13 protein-coding genes are annotated in these 14982 nt (G+C 53.3%); 2 read left to right on the forward strand and 11 right to left on the reverse strand.

What is annotated here, in order from left to right; translation table 11 throughout:
- Positions 1-10: 10 nt before the first annotated feature.
- The 3 genes from plsX to yceD all read right to left on the reverse strand — a co-directional run bounded on the left by plsX (position 11) and on the right by yceD (position 1924).
- A complete protein-coding gene (gene plsX, locus OGW44_RS15260; protein ID WP_185654366.1) occupies positions 11-1090 on the reverse strand; it encodes a phosphate acyltransferase PlsX in 1080 nt (359 codons plus the stop codon).
- A gap of 122 nt (positions 1091-1212) precedes the next feature.
- Positions 1213-1386, reverse strand: a complete 174-nt coding sequence (rpmF, locus tag OGW44_RS15265) for a 50S ribosomal protein L32 (protein ID WP_003036242.1) — start codon at positions 1384-1386, stop codon at positions 1213-1215.
- A 16-nt stretch (positions 1387-1402) separates the two neighbouring features.
- The gene (yceD, locus tag OGW44_RS15270) at positions 1403-1924 is read right to left on the reverse strand and encodes a 23S rRNA accumulation protein YceD (protein WP_003036239.1); all 522 of its coding nucleotides are present in this window, start codon (positions 1922-1924) and stop codon (positions 1403-1405) included.
- 197 nt (positions 1925-2121) lie between these two features.
- Between yceD and OGW44_RS15275 the strand changes: the two genes are divergently transcribed.
- Positions 2122-2706, forward strand: a complete 585-nt coding sequence (locus OGW44_RS15275) for a Maf family protein (protein ID WP_016152637.1) — start codon at positions 2122-2124, stop codon at positions 2704-2706.
- Between the two features lie 91 nt (positions 2707-2797).
- Here the strand turns inward: OGW44_RS15275 and rluC are convergent, their stop codons facing one another.
- Entirely contained in the window at positions 2798-3751 is a 954-nt protein-coding gene (gene rluC, locus OGW44_RS15280; RefSeq protein WP_049259723.1) for a 23S rRNA pseudouridine(955/2504/2580) synthase RluC, read from the reverse strand.
- A gap of 698 nt (positions 3752-4449) precedes the next feature.
- Here rluC and rne point away from each other — a divergent pair.
- Entirely contained in the window at positions 4450-7680 is a 3231-nt protein-coding gene (gene rne, locus OGW44_RS15285) for a ribonuclease E (protein WP_185654365.1), read from the forward strand.
- Positions 7681-7922: 242 nt separating this feature from the next.
- Here rne and flgL read toward each other — a convergent pair whose 3' ends face one another.
- The 7 genes from flgL to OGW44_RS15320 all read right to left on the reverse strand — a co-directional run bounded on the left by flgL (position 7923) and on the right by OGW44_RS15320 (position 14981).
- Positions 7923-8876, reverse strand: a complete 954-nt coding sequence (gene flgL / locus OGW44_RS15290) for a flagellar hook-associated protein FlgL (RefSeq protein ID WP_185654364.1) — start codon at positions 8874-8876, stop codon at positions 7923-7925.
- A gap of 14 nt (positions 8877-8890) precedes the next feature.
- Positions 8891-10549 carry a flagellar hook-associated protein FlgK gene (gene flgK, locus OGW44_RS15295; protein ID WP_016152633.1) on the reverse strand — a complete coding sequence of 553 codons (1659 nt, stop codon included), beginning with the start codon at positions 10547-10549 and terminating at the stop codon, positions 8891-8893.
- A 64-nt stretch (positions 10550-10613) separates the two neighbouring features.
- A complete protein-coding gene (gene flgJ, locus OGW44_RS15300) occupies positions 10614-11564 on the reverse strand; it encodes a flagellar assembly peptidoglycan hydrolase FlgJ (protein ID WP_016152632.1) in 951 nt (316 codons plus the stop codon).
- Positions 11564-12640, reverse strand: coding sequence for a flagellar basal body P-ring protein FlgI (locus tag OGW44_RS15305; protein ID WP_019076467.1), 1077 nt, complete (start codon positions 12638-12640; stop codon positions 11564-11566). The genes flgJ and OGW44_RS15305 overlap by 1 nt, the downstream gene beginning before the upstream one ends.
- 33 nt (positions 12641-12673) lie before the next feature.
- Positions 12674-13372 carry a flagellar basal body L-ring protein FlgH gene (gene flgH, locus OGW44_RS15310; RefSeq protein ID WP_016152630.1) on the reverse strand — a complete coding sequence of 233 codons (699 nt, stop codon included), beginning with the start codon at positions 13370-13372 and terminating at the stop codon, positions 12674-12676.
- A gap of 57 nt (positions 13373-13429) precedes the next feature.
- Positions 13430-14212, reverse strand: coding sequence for a flagellar basal-body rod protein FlgG (gene flgG, locus OGW44_RS15315; protein ID WP_003036202.1), 783 nt, complete (start codon positions 14210-14212; stop codon positions 13430-13432).
- A 13-nt stretch (positions 14213-14225) separates the two neighbouring features.
- The gene (locus OGW44_RS15320) at positions 14226-14981 is read right to left on the reverse strand and encodes a flagellar basal body rod protein FlgF (protein WP_016156188.1); all 756 of its coding nucleotides are present in this window, start codon (positions 14979-14981) and stop codon (positions 14226-14228) included.
- Position 14982 lies beyond the last annotated feature (1 nt).

Genomic DNA, 14982 nt, shown 5'->3' on the forward strand with positions numbered 1-14982 from the left:
AAACGCACCGTTATCTGTGTGCTCGCGAGTTTGCGTTTTCGCCACCGTCCAGCAGTTCGAATCCAGCTGGGTATACAGATTCCAGGCGAGCGGCAATTCGCTGAGGAACTTGTCGCTTCACCGCCTGCACTGCCTGTTCAATCGCGACTTCAAATGCTCGCTGATTGGCCGCACCATGACTCTTAATCACCGTGCCGCGCAATCCTAACAGACAGGCGCCATTATACTGGTCGGGGTTGAGGTGACTAAATCGCCTTGTCAGGCTTTTTTGTAACCAACGTTTTAATAACAGCAGCCACCACGACCGTTTTTTGCCCTCACCCTGAGACTTCAGCAGTGAAAGGAACATTCTGACAACACCTTCCATCGTCTTTAATGTGACATTACCTGTAAAGCCGTCACAGACCAACACATCAGTTTTGCCAGTCAGTAACTCATTGGCTTCAAGATAGCCGATATAATTGATAGAAGGGATTGTTTTTAGCACTGCAGAAGCATCCCGAATACTGTCGAGACCCTTGGTTTCTTCTTCACCGATATTGAGCAACGCAACACGGGGATTGGCAATTCCAACCACCTCTTCTGCCAGCACGGAACCCATGACGGCAAATTGCACCAACATCGTGCTATCACAATCCACGTTGGCGCCCAAATCCAGCACCACCGTTTTGCCCTTTTGCTGATGGGGTAAAACCGTCACCAGCGCAGGACGCTCAATCCCCTCAAGGGGTTTGAGCAATAACTTCGCAAGTCCCATTAGCGCGCCTGTATTACCGGCGCTCACACAGGCTTCCGCTCGTCCTTCTTTCACGAGCTCCAGGGCAACGCGCATTGAGCTTCCACGACTGGCGCGAATAGCTTGCGAGGGCCGGGCATCACTGGCAATAACTGACTGAGCAGGGATAATCTGCAGACGTGAACGTTGTTCGAAGTCAGCTTTGGCAAGTAATGGCGTGATTGTATCGGGATCCCCGACTAAAAGAAGTGTGAGTTGCGAATTAGAATTCAGTGCCTGCAATGCTGCAGGCACTGTCACGGTAGGGCCAAAATCACCCCCCATGACATCTAACGCCAGGGTTAGAAGTGTCAAGGTATCGTCGCTGCCCGGTTAGGTGTTTCCCCAGTTACCCGGGGAAAGCCTCACTAAGCTTCATCACGCGTGTGCTCTTTGTCTTTCTCACCGTAGCGGGAAAGCCATTGAGTCATGCGTGATTACTTAGCGATTACCTTACGGCCACGGTAAAAACCGTCGGCAGTGATGTGGTGACGCAGGTGTTGTTCACCAGAAGTTTTGTCTACAGACAGGCTGGTGACTGCGGTCAGAGCGTCATGAGAACGACGCATGCCACGTTTGGAACGGGTTGGTTTATTCTGTTGTACGGCCATGGACCTTACTCCTCAATTACTTACGCTTTAAGCTGGCTAATACGGCAAATGGGTTTGGTTTTTGCGCTTCATCAGGCAATTCGCCAAAGACCATGTCCGCCTCGGACACTTCACAGTGTTCAGAATCATGCACCGGAACTACCGGCAAGGAGAGGATAATCTCATCTTCAACCATTGCAAGCAGATCGATTTCACCGAATTCGTTAACCTCAATCGGCTCATACGCTTCCGGGAGTGCTTCAGCCTGCTCGTCAGAACGGACAGGACTAAAACAATATGTTGTGTGAACATGAAGTGGGAACGGTTTCCCGCAACGCTGACATTCGAGCGTAACCGACACCTTTGCATCACCGGTTATAACGGCAAGGCGCTGGTTATCGATAGCGAACGACATGGAGCATTCCACATCACTGTCCACACTGACTACAGAATCGGCGACACGCTCAACCAGATCAGAAGTATAGATACCTTCATAATCGAGGCGTTTCTGAGCCGTACGAACCGGATCAAGAGTCAGGGGTAATTTTACCTTTTGCATAGGGCGCGCATATTAACTTTGTAACGTCATATAGTCAAAGAAAAAGGCAGCCTGTGGTTGCCTTTTGCCAATAATTCGCACACATTGCGGGTCATCGACTTAAAATCGCTCAACACAAGCCATTACAGCCAGCTTGTAGGACGAAGTCCATAGTTTAAAATGGCTCTCATCAATACGCTATATGCGAGGGAAAAAATATGCCTCAACTTATTCTTGCTTCTACCTCTCCCTGGCGTCGCGCTTTACTAGAAAAACTGGCAATCCCGTTCGAATGCGCAGCACCAGAGGTTGATGAAACGCCGTTACCAGGCGAAGCCCCCCGGCACTTAGTCTTGCGACTGGCGCAGAAAAAAGCGCAATCTCTCGCCCACCGATATCCATCGCACCTTATTATTGGTTCCGATCAAATTTGTGTTCTCGATGGTGAAATAACCGGCAAACCGTTAACAGAAGAAAATGCACGCCAGCAGTTACTCAAAGCCCGTGGCAATATTGTGACGTTTTATACCGGACTGGCGCTGTATAATTCTGCGACCGGACATTTACAAACTGAAGTTGAACCGTTCGACGTCCATTTTCGTCACTTAAGCGAAACGGAAATTGAAGATTACGTGCGCAAAGAGCGCCCGCTGCATTGTGCCGGTAGTTTTAAAAGCGAAGGATTGGGCATTGCACTTTTTGAGCGCCTGGAAGGTCGTGACCCAAATACCTTAATCGGTTTGCCGCTAATCGCACTGTGTCAAATGCTGCGACGAGAAGATATGAACCCGCTAAAAGCCTGACGGGTTGACGGTTGTACAGGCCTAATCCTGTAGGCCTGATAGGCACAGCGCCTTCAGGCCTACAGGTAATGCGCGATAATATCAATGCGCATCAGCCTTTACTGCGTAACACCTCGAGGCAGCGCTTCAACTGCTTATCCATTGGCGCTTCAATACGCATTACTTCACCCGTCCCCGGATGAGTAAATTTCAACGCTGCGGCGTGCAAAAAGAGCCTGCTCAGCCCGGTATCCGCCAGTTGCTTATCGAACTCACGATCGCCATAGCGGTCGTCAAAGGCAATCGGATGTCCGGCATATTGCGTATGCACGCGAATCTGGTGCGTGCGTCCGGTCACGGGACTGCAGCGCACAAGCGTAGCAAACGCGTAACGCTCTTCCACTTTAAAGCGTGTTTCCGATGGTTTGCCTTCCTGATTCACCCGCACGATACGCTCGCCGCTTTGCAGAATGTTCTTTAACAGCGGGGCCTGCACGGTTTTGACATGGGACTGCCACTGGCCGCGTACCAACGCGAGGTAGTCTTTCTGCATGCCTTTTTCACGCAGTTGTTCATGCAACGAACGCAAGGCAGATCGTTTTTTGGCCACCAGCAGCACGCCGGAGGTATCCCGGTCGAGGCGATGCACCAGTTCAAGGAAACGCGCTTCCGGGCGCAGCGCACGTAAGCCTTCAATGACGCCAAAGCTTAACCCGCTTCCACCATGCACGGCCGTACCTGAAGGCTTGTTAAGCACCAGAATGTGGTCATCTTCATATAAAATGACATCGGTCAGCGCCGCGACCTTCTGCAAATTCGGTGAAATGGCCTCTTCTTCACGTTCAGCGACACGTACAGGTGGAATACGCACAATGTCCCCGTCTTCGAGTTTGTACTCGGGCTTAATGCGTTTTTTGTTCACCCGCACTTCGCCTTTACGCAAAATGCGATAAATCATACTTTTCGGCACGCCCTTGAGCTGAGTGCGCAAAAAGTTGTCGATGCGTTGCCCTGCTTCGTCGGCAGTAATGGCAACTGTTTTTACGGCTGGAGTCTCTGTTTTCATGGGGGCCGATTTTAAATAGCCATCAAGATTCGCGCCACACATTTTTCTATGCTTATATTAACTGCTATACCTTATTACTTAAGTTTGACATAGCCGATTTGGTGGTTATTAAAGCAATCACTACGCGGAAGTGAAAAAACTGTGAGTAACCGGGTGATAAATGGCAAAAGTCATCTTGCTATAACAAGGTTAGCAGTGGAATAATGAGGTTGTTTCCGTGTTGACTCTTGTTAAAGCAAGACCTTTTCCGGAATGACCCAATTTTGCCCGACCGATCATCAACGCAGCAATGGCGTAAGACGTATTGATCTTTCAGGCAGTTAGCGGGCTGCGGGTTGCAGTCCTTACCGGTAAGTGCTCTATAGATTTCGCGTTGTAGGAAGGCGGCAAGTCTGGGAACCCCAGGTGCTTACTCCTGTAAGTGGATGGGGTAAGAAGATGAAGCCAACGCACCCACAGCGTGAAAGACGATAAGCACAATGGAAGCTTCTCTGGAGAGTAACACCCAGACTGTTCCCCTGATAATTGCGCTGTGTTTCCGTATGAAATACAGGCAACCGACACTCTGCGCCTCTTTGAGCTGACGATAACCGTGAGGTTGGCGACGCGAATAGACACGAGGCCATCGGTTCACACCCGGAAAGGCATTACTCTGCCCGCAGCTTAGTCGTCAATGTAAGAATAATGAGTAAGTTACGATGAAAAGAATGTTAATTAACGCGACTCAGCAGGAAGAGTTGCGTGTCGCCCTTGTAGATGGGCAGCGTCTGTACGATCTGGATATCGAAAGTCCTGGACACGAACAGAAAAAAGCCAACATCTATAAAGGCAAAATTACCCGTATTGAACCGAGTCTGGAAGCTGCTTTTGTTGATTACGGCGCTGAACGTCACGGTTTCCTCCCGTTAAAAGAAATTGCCCGCGAATACTTCCCCGCTAGCTACAACTCCCATGGTCGTCCCAACATTAAAGACGTGTTGCGCGAAGGTCAGGAAGTCATTGTTCAGATCGATAAAGAAGAACGCGGCAATAAAGGCGCTGCGCTGACCACCTTTATCAGCCTGGCAGGTAGTTATCTGGTTCTGATGCCGAACAACCCGCGCGCGGGCGGTATCTCCCGTCGCATTGAAGGCGACGACCGTACCGAATTAAAAGAAGCGCTGGCAAGCCTGGAACTGCCTGACGGCATGGGGCTTATCGTGCGTACCGCAGGTGTCGGCAAATCTGCCGAAGCACTGCAGTGGGACCTGAGTTTCCGCCTGAAGCACTGGGAAGCGATTCAAAAAGCCGCTGACAGCCGCCCTGCTCCGTTCCTGATCCATCAGGAAAGCAACGTTATCGTTCGCGCATTCCGTGACTATTTACGTCAGGACATCGGCGAAATCCTCATCGACAACCCGAAAGTTATGGAGATGGCGCGTCAGCACATCGCCGCGCTGGGTCGTCCGGATTTCAGCAGCAAAATCAAACTGTACACCGGTGAAATCCCGCTGTTCAGCCACTACCAAATCGAATCTCAAATTGAGTCCGCGTTCCAGCGCGAAGTGCGTCTGCCGTCCGGCGGCTCAATCGTTATCGACAGCACAGAAGCGCTGACCGCTATCGATATCAACTCCGCACGCGCGACCCGCGGCGGCGACATCGAAGAAACTGCGTTCAACACCAACCTTGAAGCAGCCGATGAAATTGCTCGTCAGCTGCGTCTGCGTGACCTCGGCGGCCTGATCGTAATCGACTTCATTGATATGACGCCGGTTCGTCACCAGCGTGCGGTTGAAAACCGTCTGCGTGAAGCCGTGCGTCAGGACAGAGCGCGTATTCAAATCAGCCATATTTCTCGCTTCGGCCTGCTGGAGATGTCCCGCCAGCGTCTGAGCCCGTCGCTGGGTGAATCCAGCCATCACGTATGCCCACGCTGCTCCGGCACGGGTACCGTACGTGATAACGAATCACTGTCGCTGTCTATTCTGCGTCTGATCGAAGAAGAAGCGCTGAAAGAAAATACGCAGGAAGTTCACGCTATTGTTCCTGTGCCGATCGCATCCTACCTGCTCAACGAAAAACGTACCGCGGTAAATGCCATCGAGACGCGTCAGAATGGCGTGCGCTGTGTGATTGTGCCAAACGATCAGATGGAAACCCCGCATTACTCCGTGCTGCGCGTACGCAAAGGGGAAGAAACACCAACCCTGAGCTACCTGCTGCCGAAACTGCATGAAGAAGCGATGGCATTGCCGACGGAAGAAGAGTTCGTCGAGCGTAAACAGCCAGAGCAGCCGGCATTAGCCACCTTTGCAATGCCAGAGGTGCCGCCAGCCCCTGCTTTGCAGGAACCTACTGCGAAGGCCGCCGCGCCTAAAGCCGCAGCAGCGACCGCGGCCGTCGCCGCACAGCCAGGTTTGATTAGCCGTTTCTTCGGCGCACTGAAGTCCATCTTCAGCGGTAGCGAAGAAGTGAAACCGGTTGAACAACCTGCGCCGAAAGCGGAAGAGAAAACCGATCGCCCGCAGGATCGTCGTAAACCGCGTCAGAACAATCGTCGCGACCGTAACGATCGTCGTGATAATCGCGACAACCGTGGCGAGCGTGATAACCGTAACGAGCGTTCAGAAAGCGGCGAAAACCGTGAAGATAACCGCCGTAACCGCCGTCAGTCGCAGCAGCAAAATGCGGAAGCGCGCGATAACCGCCAGCAGTCTACTGACGTCGCCGACAAAGCGAAATCCGGTGATGACCAGCAGGCTCCGCGTCGCGAGCGCAACCGCCGTCGCAACGATGATAAGCGTCAGGCGCAGCAGGAAGTTAAAGAGCTGAACCTGGCAGAACAACCTGCGCAGGATACCGAGCAGGAAGAGCGCGTTCGTCAGCCTCAGACTCGCCGTAAACAGCGTCAGCTAACTCAGAAAGTTCGTTACACAGACAGCCCGGCTGTTGAAGCCGAAGTTGCTACTGTCGAGGTGGTCGCTGAAACGGCTGTCGCTCAGCCAACTGAACAGCCCGTACCGGCACAGCGTACTGAACTGGCGAAAGTTGATCTGCCTGCCGTCGTTGCGACTGAGCAGGAAGACAACAGCGAAGCGCGTGACTCCAATGGTATGCCGCGTCGTTCCCGTCGCTCACCTCGCCATCTGCGCGTCAGTGGACAGCGCCGTCGTCGCTATCGTGACGAGCGTTACCCGGTTCAGTCGCCGATGCCGTTAACGGTTGCCTGCGCATCTCCAGAATTAGCGTCCGGTAAAGTCTGGATCCGCTACCCTGTTGCTCGTCCTCAGGATCAGCAGGTTGCAGAGCAGCGCGAGCAGGAAATGCCAGTCGCCGTAGAGCCTCAGGTTGCTGCAGCTGCCGTTGAGCATATTGTGAACGCCCCTGCGTCGGTTGAAATCGTACAGCCAGAGGTGGTCATTGCTGAACCTCAGGCTACCGTCGTTGAAACCACCCATCCGGAAGTCATCGCTACTCCGGTCGAGGAACAACCGCAAATTATCGCTGAATCTGACGCGCCTGTTGCTGAGGATACCGCGGCGAAAGCCGAACCTGTCGCTGAAATTGTGGCTGCGCCGGTTGTCGAAGAATCTGCGGAGGTTGTTATTTCTCAGCCTGAAGTGGCTGAAGAGATTGCCGAGGTTGTGGAAACAGCGCCAGTGGTTGAAGAAGTTGCCGCGCCGCAAGAGGTTGTTGCCGCACCTGTCGTCGAAGACGCAGTCGTTCAGGCTGAAGTTGTCGCAACCCGCGTTGACGCAGAACATCTTCACAGCCACGCGGCCGCCCCGATGACCCGTGCTCCGGCACCAGAGTATGTGCCTGAAGCGCCGCGTCATAGTGACTGGCAACGCCCGGAATTCACCTTTGAAGGTAAAGGTGCCGCAGGTGGACACAGCGCCACGCACCAGGCGACTGCGCCAGCAACGCGCCCGCAGCCCGTTGAGTAAGTCATAATCAACATCAAAGCCGACCTTCGGGTCGGCTTTTTTTTATCTCTGCTCTACACACTGACAAACTGAGAAGGCGTGGTTACGCTGGCAATCTTTAGCGGTGCGATTGCGTGGGTAATAAGATTAACGGGTAATCTGTCGCTGAGAAAATAACAGTGGCCTAAAAAAATGCCCGCTCCGGGGTGTTAAAGGAGCGGGCAGACAAACATATCCAGTTTCATGATATGTTCAAAAAGGTGTTACCGGTTCAGTTGAAATAGCGACATTCCCTGCATATCGGTAAACGTTTTGTACGATGCCTGCAGTGCGGCCTGCTGCATCACGTAGGACGAAATCGCTGCGTTCCAGTCAACATCCACCAGATTGCTCATCTGCTGAGTCTGGCCCAATGCGCGATCGGCGCCCAGTGAATCCAGTGAACTTAACTCGCTGAGCTGAGTCCCTAATTCTGCACGAACAGAAAGCACGTTATTCAGTGAATTTTTCAGGCCACGACTGGTTTTATCAATGGCTGCAGAGGCGGTAGATTTTGCCGCGTCATTGCCCTCAATCGGGGTTTTGAGCGCATCAATAGCGGTATCCAGCATTTTGAACAGGTTCTTTTCCTGAGTACCGCCGCCTGGTTCCGGTACGGCATTGCTGGTCAGATTAACAAATACTTTATCGCCAGTATGACCAATCACCATGGTACGGGAGGCATCGACCTGCTGGGTCACATTTGTTGTACCGCCGCTGTAAGCGCCATCTGCCTGAGCAAATGGTGCAGATTCTGTTTTATATCCGCCAAAAATATAGCGCCCATTACCGTCGGTGCTGTTCGCCAGGTTCATCAGTTGATCGCGGATCCCCTGCAGGTCGGTGGCCAGCGATGCACGGTCGTCATCGCTTAACGTGCCATTCGCAGCATAGACAATTTTTTCCTGCGCGGTCTGAATTGCCGTCGTTACCTGACTCAGTACGTTCTCTTCCAGCGATACTTTTTGCGTCGCAAATGAACGCGCCAGCGTATATTGGCTGTTCTGCGCCTGTGCTTGAGAAAGCACCACGGCCTGCGAGGCGGCGATCGGATCGTCAGATGGGTTGATCACACGTTTTCCCGTTGACATCTGCTCGCCGAACTTCATCCATTCAGCCTGAGAGTTAGTGATGCCACGCATATTCTGCTGGTACATCATCTGGGTGCTGATACGCATTGTGTCCCTCTCCCTTAGCGAATATTAATCAGTGCATCAAACAGCGCATTTGCAGTTTGCAGCACTTGCGCGTTAGCCAGGTAATACTGTTGGTAGCGCTGTAAGTTACCGTATTCTTCGTCGAGGTTGACGCCGGAAATAGACTGCTGCTGCTTATAAAGCTGCGTTACCACGTTGTTCTGGGTAATGGCGCTGGTTTTCAGCGTCGCGGTTTTGTTCCCGACATCGCTTACCAGCGTGGCATATGCATCGTTGAAGGTCTTATTACCCACGGTAGCTTTGGTCTGCAGATCCAGCAGTTTCTGACCGTTACGGTTATCGCTTTTTCCCTTATCAATATCCGGGTCCGGATCATTTTTTGAGACCTGGGCCATGGCGATTTTCGACTCATCGGTCACCATGACTTTCATATCAACAACGGCGTTACTGACAGGTTTCACTGTGAAGCTGTCATTTGCTTTTGCGCCAGTATTTACGGTGATTTCCATCCCGTCAAAGGACATCTTCCCACCGGTAACGGTAGCTTTGAAGCTGGTATTATCCGCCAGGCGAGTAACCTGCCAGTCCGTCCCGTCATAAACGATTTTATAATCGGTCGCCTGTACAGCAGAGCTGTCGGTAATCTTCGCGCTTAACGATCCTGTTCCTGTATTTTTAGCGTTGTTGAATACTGCCGGGCTACCGATAGCAAAGAAATCCTTACCCTGATCGCCGTTCGCGTCAAAACCCTCTTTATGCTGGGTGTTAAACGCATCGGCAAACGCCAACGCCAGTTGGCCCAGCGTGTTACGCGTCTGGTCAAGCTCTTGAGAACGGAAGGTCAACAGCCCGCCCAGTGAACCGGTATTCAACAGTTTTTCGGGAATTTCAACCTCGCCGGCAACCCCGTCGACGTAGGCCACTGTGGTACGATTGGGATCGTCACTGGAGGGCACAGCCGCCAGCTGTCGTGCATTGCTGCCCTGCACCAGTGAATAGCCGTTCGCCATGGTTATGTTGTAAGTCCCGCCGTCCTGAACGCTGACTTCAACACCAACAATCTGGTTTAGTTCACTGACCAGTTGGTCGCGCTGGTCGAGTAAATCGTTAGGCGATGCGCCCGCGCCGACGCCGGTCAGACGGGAAATCTGATCGTTGAGGCTGGCAATCTGTTTTGAATAGTTGTTGATCTGGTCAACGCTGGCCTTGATCGCAGTATTAACCTGCTTGTCTTGATCGCGCAGATACTGGTCGGTTGTTCTGAACTGGTTGACTAAACCATCAGCTTTACCGATCAGCGCCTGGCGCGCCGCCGGATCTTCCGCGTTACTGACAAGGGTTTGCAGGCTGGTAAAAAAGTCCTGCATTGAGGTCGAAATGGAACTGGTTTTGCTGGAGAGCAGATTGTCGATTTTCGACATTTGTTCATAGCGCGTTGTCAGGCCGCTGCTTTGGTTCTGCGCGGCACGTAACTGATTCGTGATAAAGGAGTCATACTCGCGCTGTACGCCAGAAACATAGACGCCATTGCCAACCCAGCCCCCCGCACCCAGCGTGCTGTTCGCTTGCGCCATAATTGTCGTTTGACGGGTGTATCCGGCAACGTTATAGCTGGAGATGTTATTACTGGCAGAATTCAACGCGGCCTGCGCTGCGGCGAGTCCACTCATCGCGTTATTAATCAAGCTGGACATGGAGGTTCCTTGTAATCCTTCAATACTCGTTATTATCGGCAGCAGGTTGGTAGACTTGAGCTATTTAAAAGAGATTATCGATATTCGTACTGTAGGTTTTGCTCACTTTTTCGCTCATCGATTTCAACTGCTGGATCATGCTGGTTAATTTACGCGCATAGTTAGGGTCAGTCGCGTAACCGGCATTCTGCAAAGCCTGTGCCCCTTGCTCGGCGGTAGCAGCGGCGGTTACCGCCGCATAGCGCGGGTTACGTGATATCAGACCGACATAATCCGACAGTGCCTCAAGGTAAGAGCTATAGACGCGGAATCGGGCTTTCACCTTTTTCGCCTCGCCGTTTTCATATTCGGTGGTGGTGATTTCGGTGGTTGGGCCTTTCCAGCTTCCCGAAGCCTTCACGCCAAAAATGTTAAAGCTCGGTTCACCGTTCTCACGGCGGATTTGTCGCTGGCCCCATCCGGACTCCAGCGCCGCCTGCGCCAGAATCAGATGATGTGGAACCCCGCTTTGCTGACTTGCCAGCTTAGCCGGCAGCGATAGCTGGGCGAGGAAGTCTTTGCTGTCACCTGACAGCGGCTCATCATTGCTTTCCGTCGCCCGGGGAATGGCTTTACGGACCAGTTGCGTCAGCGCCTGGTTTTGATAGCTGGTCACCGTTTCCAGAGAGAACTTCATTGGCACCTGCGGCGCATCGTCTGCAGGTTGTGCCTGCCCTTCGGTCATCTGCTTAACCATCATTTCAGCCAGTCCCAGACCTTTGCCTGCGGTCATCTGCTGCGCAATTTGTTGGTCATACATGCTGGTATACAAACGTGTCGAATCACTGCTAAAAACACCATCTTTCGGCAGTGCTTCACGCATACTTTTCAGCATCATTTGTACGAACATCCCTTCAACCTGACGGGCAACCGGGCGGATATTCGCCGCCGGGTCCTGACCCGCTTTCGCTTTCAGTTCGTTCAGTGATTGCGCATCCCAGGCGGCACTGGTCAGCAGTTTGCTGTCACCAATCATTAGATGATTTCCAGTTTGGCGCGTAAGCATCCCGCGCTCTGCATCGATTGCAGAATGGACATCAGATCCATCGGCGTTGCCCCTAGCGCATTAAGCGCACGCACAACATTGTTCAGGTTGGCGCTGGAACGCACGCTTTGCAGCGAACCGCCGCTCTGGCGCAGATCGATCTGGGTTTGAGGTGTCACCACGGTCTGTCCACCGCCAAACGGTGTATCCGGCTGGCTGACGTTCGCCTGGCGGTTTACCGTAATCGACAAGTTGCCTTGCGCGACGGCACAGCTATCCAGCGTGACTTCACGGTTCATAACGACGGATCCGGTGCGCGAGTTGATAATCACTTTCGCATCCTGCGGCGTGACATTCACCTCCATATTCTGGATGTCAGCAAGGAAACGCACCTGCGAACTGTTGCCGCTTGGCACGCGTACCTGAATCGTCCGGGCGTCCAGCGCAGTGGCGCTACCAAAGCCGCGCGAACGGTTAATGGTGTCGGTTATCTGCTGCGCCATAGTGAAATCTTCATTATTGAGCTGCAGATTAATAGTGTTACCGCCGCCGAACTGGCTGGGTAATTCACGTTCGATGGTCGCGCCGTTGGTAATACGTCCGCCATTGAGCTGGTTTACCTGCACGCTGCTGCCACCCGCAGCCGCGCCTGCACCGCCTACCAGAATATTCCCCTGCGCCAGCGCATATACCTGGCTATCGACCCCTTTCAGCGGGGTCATCAGCAACGTTCCGCCGCGCAGGCTTTTGGCGTTCCCCATGGAAGAGACCACCACGTCAATGGTTTGCCCCTGACGACCAAAGGCCGGGAATTGCGCGGTCACCATCACCGCCGCCACGTTTTTCAGTTGCATATTGGTGCCGGTTGGCACGGTAATTCCCAACTGCGAAAGCATGTTGTTGAGCGTTTGCGTAGTAAACGGCGTCTGGGTAGTCTGGTCACCCGTGCCATCCAAACCGACCACCAGCCCATAACCGATCAACGAGTTTTCCCGCACGCCCTGAACGCTGGTCAGGTCACGAATACGGTCGGCATGCGCAAAGGTGGTTATCAGCACCAGTACCATTCCAACTAAAGATTTAAACACTGGCTACCTCGCTTACATCGGCGACAAGTTAAGGAAGAAACGCTGCAACCAGCCCATATTCTGCGCTTCATTGATGTAGCCGTTGCCGACATACTCAATACGTGCGTCCGCAACCTGAGTTGACGGTACGGAGTTGCTGCCACTGATGGTGCGCGGGTTAACGACCCCGGAGAAGCGAATGAATTCAGTGCCCTGATTAATGGCGATCTGTTTTTCACCCACAACATGTAAGTTGCCATTCACCAGTACCTGATCGACCGTTACGGTCAGGGTACCGCTGAAGGTATTGCTGGCGTTCGCGCCGCCTTTACCGTTAAAGGTGTTACCGCCTGAAGCTTCTACGTCAGCACGCTCGTTGCCAAACAGTCCTTGCAAATAACGCGGTACGGTATCAAAACCAAAGTTGGTTTTGCCGTCGCGGCTGGCATTAGCCGAAGAACTTTTGCTCGCGCTGACGTTTTCCTGCAATACGATGGTCAACGTATCGCCAATATTGCGCGGACGGCGGTCTTCGAATAACGGCTGATAACCGTAGTTAATCGGTTGGGCCGACTGGAAGATTGATCCATTCGCCACCGGCGTCGGGCCAGGAACAGGCTGGGCAGACGTTGCGCCCTGCACGAGGGGCGTGGCCGGGATCCAGGCGCATCCTGTCAGTGAAACCACCAACAGGGCTAAAATTGGGTATGGGTGAAGCGCGTATTTTCGCATTGCGGTCATCTTCAAAATCAGTGTGCCGGTGAGGCTTTCACCCCACCGGGCCACACTTTAGAGTTGCGTCAGTTTTTGCAGCATCTGATCGGTGGTCGATACCGCTTTACTGTTGATTTCGTAAGCGCGCTGAACCTGGATCATGTTTACCAGCTCTTCCGCCACGTTGACGTTAGAGGTTTCAACATAGCCCTGGTACAGCAGACCCGCGCCGTTCAGCCCCGGAGTGCTCTCATTCGGCGCACCGGATGACTGCGTTTCGGTGTACAGATTCTCACCAATGCTTTCCAGACCGGTATCGTTCATAAAAGTAGTCAGGTTAAGCTGTCCAACCTGAACCGGTGCTGCCTGGCCCTGCTGGGTTACGCTGACGATACCGTCGCGTCCAATGGTGATACTGAGCGAGTTAGCCGGGATGGTGATAGCCGGCTGAACCTGAAAACCACCCGCTGTCACCAGTTGACCGTTCTGATCCACCTGGAAAGAACCGTCACGGGTGTAGGCGGACGTGCCATCAGGCAGCATGACCTGGAAAAAGCCCTGCCCTTTAATCGCCACATCTTTACTGTTGTTGGTCTGCGACAGGTTCCCCTGGCTGTGTAAACGCTCGGTCGCGACCGGGCGCACACCGGTACCAATCTGCAAACCAGACGGCAGTGTGGTTTGTTCAGAAGACTGTGCGCCAGGCTGGCGAATCGTCTGGTACAACAGATCTTCAAAAACGGCACGTTGACGCTTAAATCCGTTGGTGCTGACGTTTGCCAGGTTGTTGGCAATCACATCCATGTTGGTTTGCTGCGCATCCAGGCCGGTTTTGGCGATCCATAATGAACTGATCATAAAATGTCCTGTATTAACTCATCGACAGCAGTTGGTTGGCGCGACCCGCGTTATCATCCACGCTACTGATAATCTTCATTTGCATTTCGAAACGACGGGCGTTGGCGATCATGTCACTCATCGCGGCTACCGGCTTAACGTTACTGCCTTCCAGCACACCCGACATAACGCGAATGCTGGGGTCGGCCTGTAACGTAGCGCCACGGGTAGCCTGTGCGGCCTGAGTCAGACGGAACATACCGTCATCGCCACGTTGCACTTCACTCCCCGTGGCCTTCACCAGTTTCAGTCGCCCAACTGGCGCAACGGTGTTAGCCGGATCGCCAGGGTTGAGCGCCGAGATCGTGCCGTCTGCCGCAATGGTGACTTCTGAACCTTCCGGTACGGCTATTGGTCCGGCTTCGCCAATCACCGGGTGTCCCTGAATGGTCAGTTCCCCCGTAGGGCTTACCTGAATGGCGCCATTTCGGGTATATCCTTCGCTACCGTCCGCGGTCTGCACAGCCAACCAGCCATCCTGTTGCAGCGCCACGTCCAGCGGACGTGAGGTATAGTCCATCTGACCCGGCGTCATATCGGCCCCCGGCGTGGAGGCCACCACCAGCGTACGCGTCGGTAAAGACAATCCTTCAACGGGAACCGCGCGCAGCGCATTGAGCTGCGCACGAAAACCCGGCGTTGAGGCGTTTGCCAGGTTGCTGGCCGTCACCGCTTGTTGATTCAGCGTCTGACTGGCCGCGCCCATGGCGGTATAAATTGCGTGATCCATT

This window comes from Citrobacter sp. Cb023 (genome assembly GCF_030336805.1).
Classification (GTDB): domain Bacteria; phylum Pseudomonadota; class Gammaproteobacteria; order Enterobacterales; family Enterobacteriaceae; genus Citrobacter; species Citrobacter braakii.

Coding starts and splice junctions, on each gene's coding strand:
- rpmF (WP_003036242.1), bottom strand. CDS start 1,386: ATGGCCGTACAACAGAATAAACCAACCCGTTCCAAACGTGGCATGCGT.
- yceD (WP_003036239.1), bottom strand. CDS start 1,924: ATGCAAAAGGTAAAATTACCCCTGACTCTTGATCCGGTTCGTACGGCT.
- OGW44_RS15275 (WP_016152637.1), top strand. CDS start 2,122: ATGCCTCAACTTATTCTTGCTTCTACCTCTCCCTGGCGTCGCGCTTTA.
- rluC (WP_049259723.1), bottom strand. CDS start 3,751: ATGAAAACAGAGACTCCAGCCGTAAAAACAGTTGCCATTACTGCCGAC.
- rne (WP_185654365.1), top strand. CDS start 4,450: ATGAAAAGAATGTTAATTAACGCGACTCAGCAGGAAGAGTTGCGTGTC.
- flgL (WP_185654364.1), bottom strand. CDS start 8,876: ATGCGTATCAGCACCCAGATGATGTACCAGCAGAATATGCGTGGCATC.
- flgK (WP_016152633.1), bottom strand. CDS start 10,549: ATGTCCAGCTTGATTAATAACGCGATGAGTGGACTCGCCGCAGCGCAG.
- flgJ (WP_016152632.1), bottom strand. CDS start 11,564: ATGATTGGTGACAGCAAACTGCTGACCAGTGCCGCCTGGGATGCGCAA.
- OGW44_RS15305 (WP_019076467.1), bottom strand. CDS start 12,640: ATGGTACTGGTGCTGATAACCACCTTTGCGCATGCCGACCGTATTCGT.
- flgH (WP_016152630.1), bottom strand. CDS start 13,372: ATGCGAAAATACGCGCTTCACCCATACCCAATTTTAGCCCTGTTGGTG.
- flgG (WP_003036202.1), bottom strand. CDS start 14,212: ATGATCAGTTCATTATGGATCGCCAAAACCGGCCTGGATGCGCAGCAA.
- OGW44_RS15320 (WP_016156188.1), bottom strand. CDS start 14,981: ATGGATCACGCAATTTATACCGCCATGGGCGCGGCCAGTCAGACGCTG.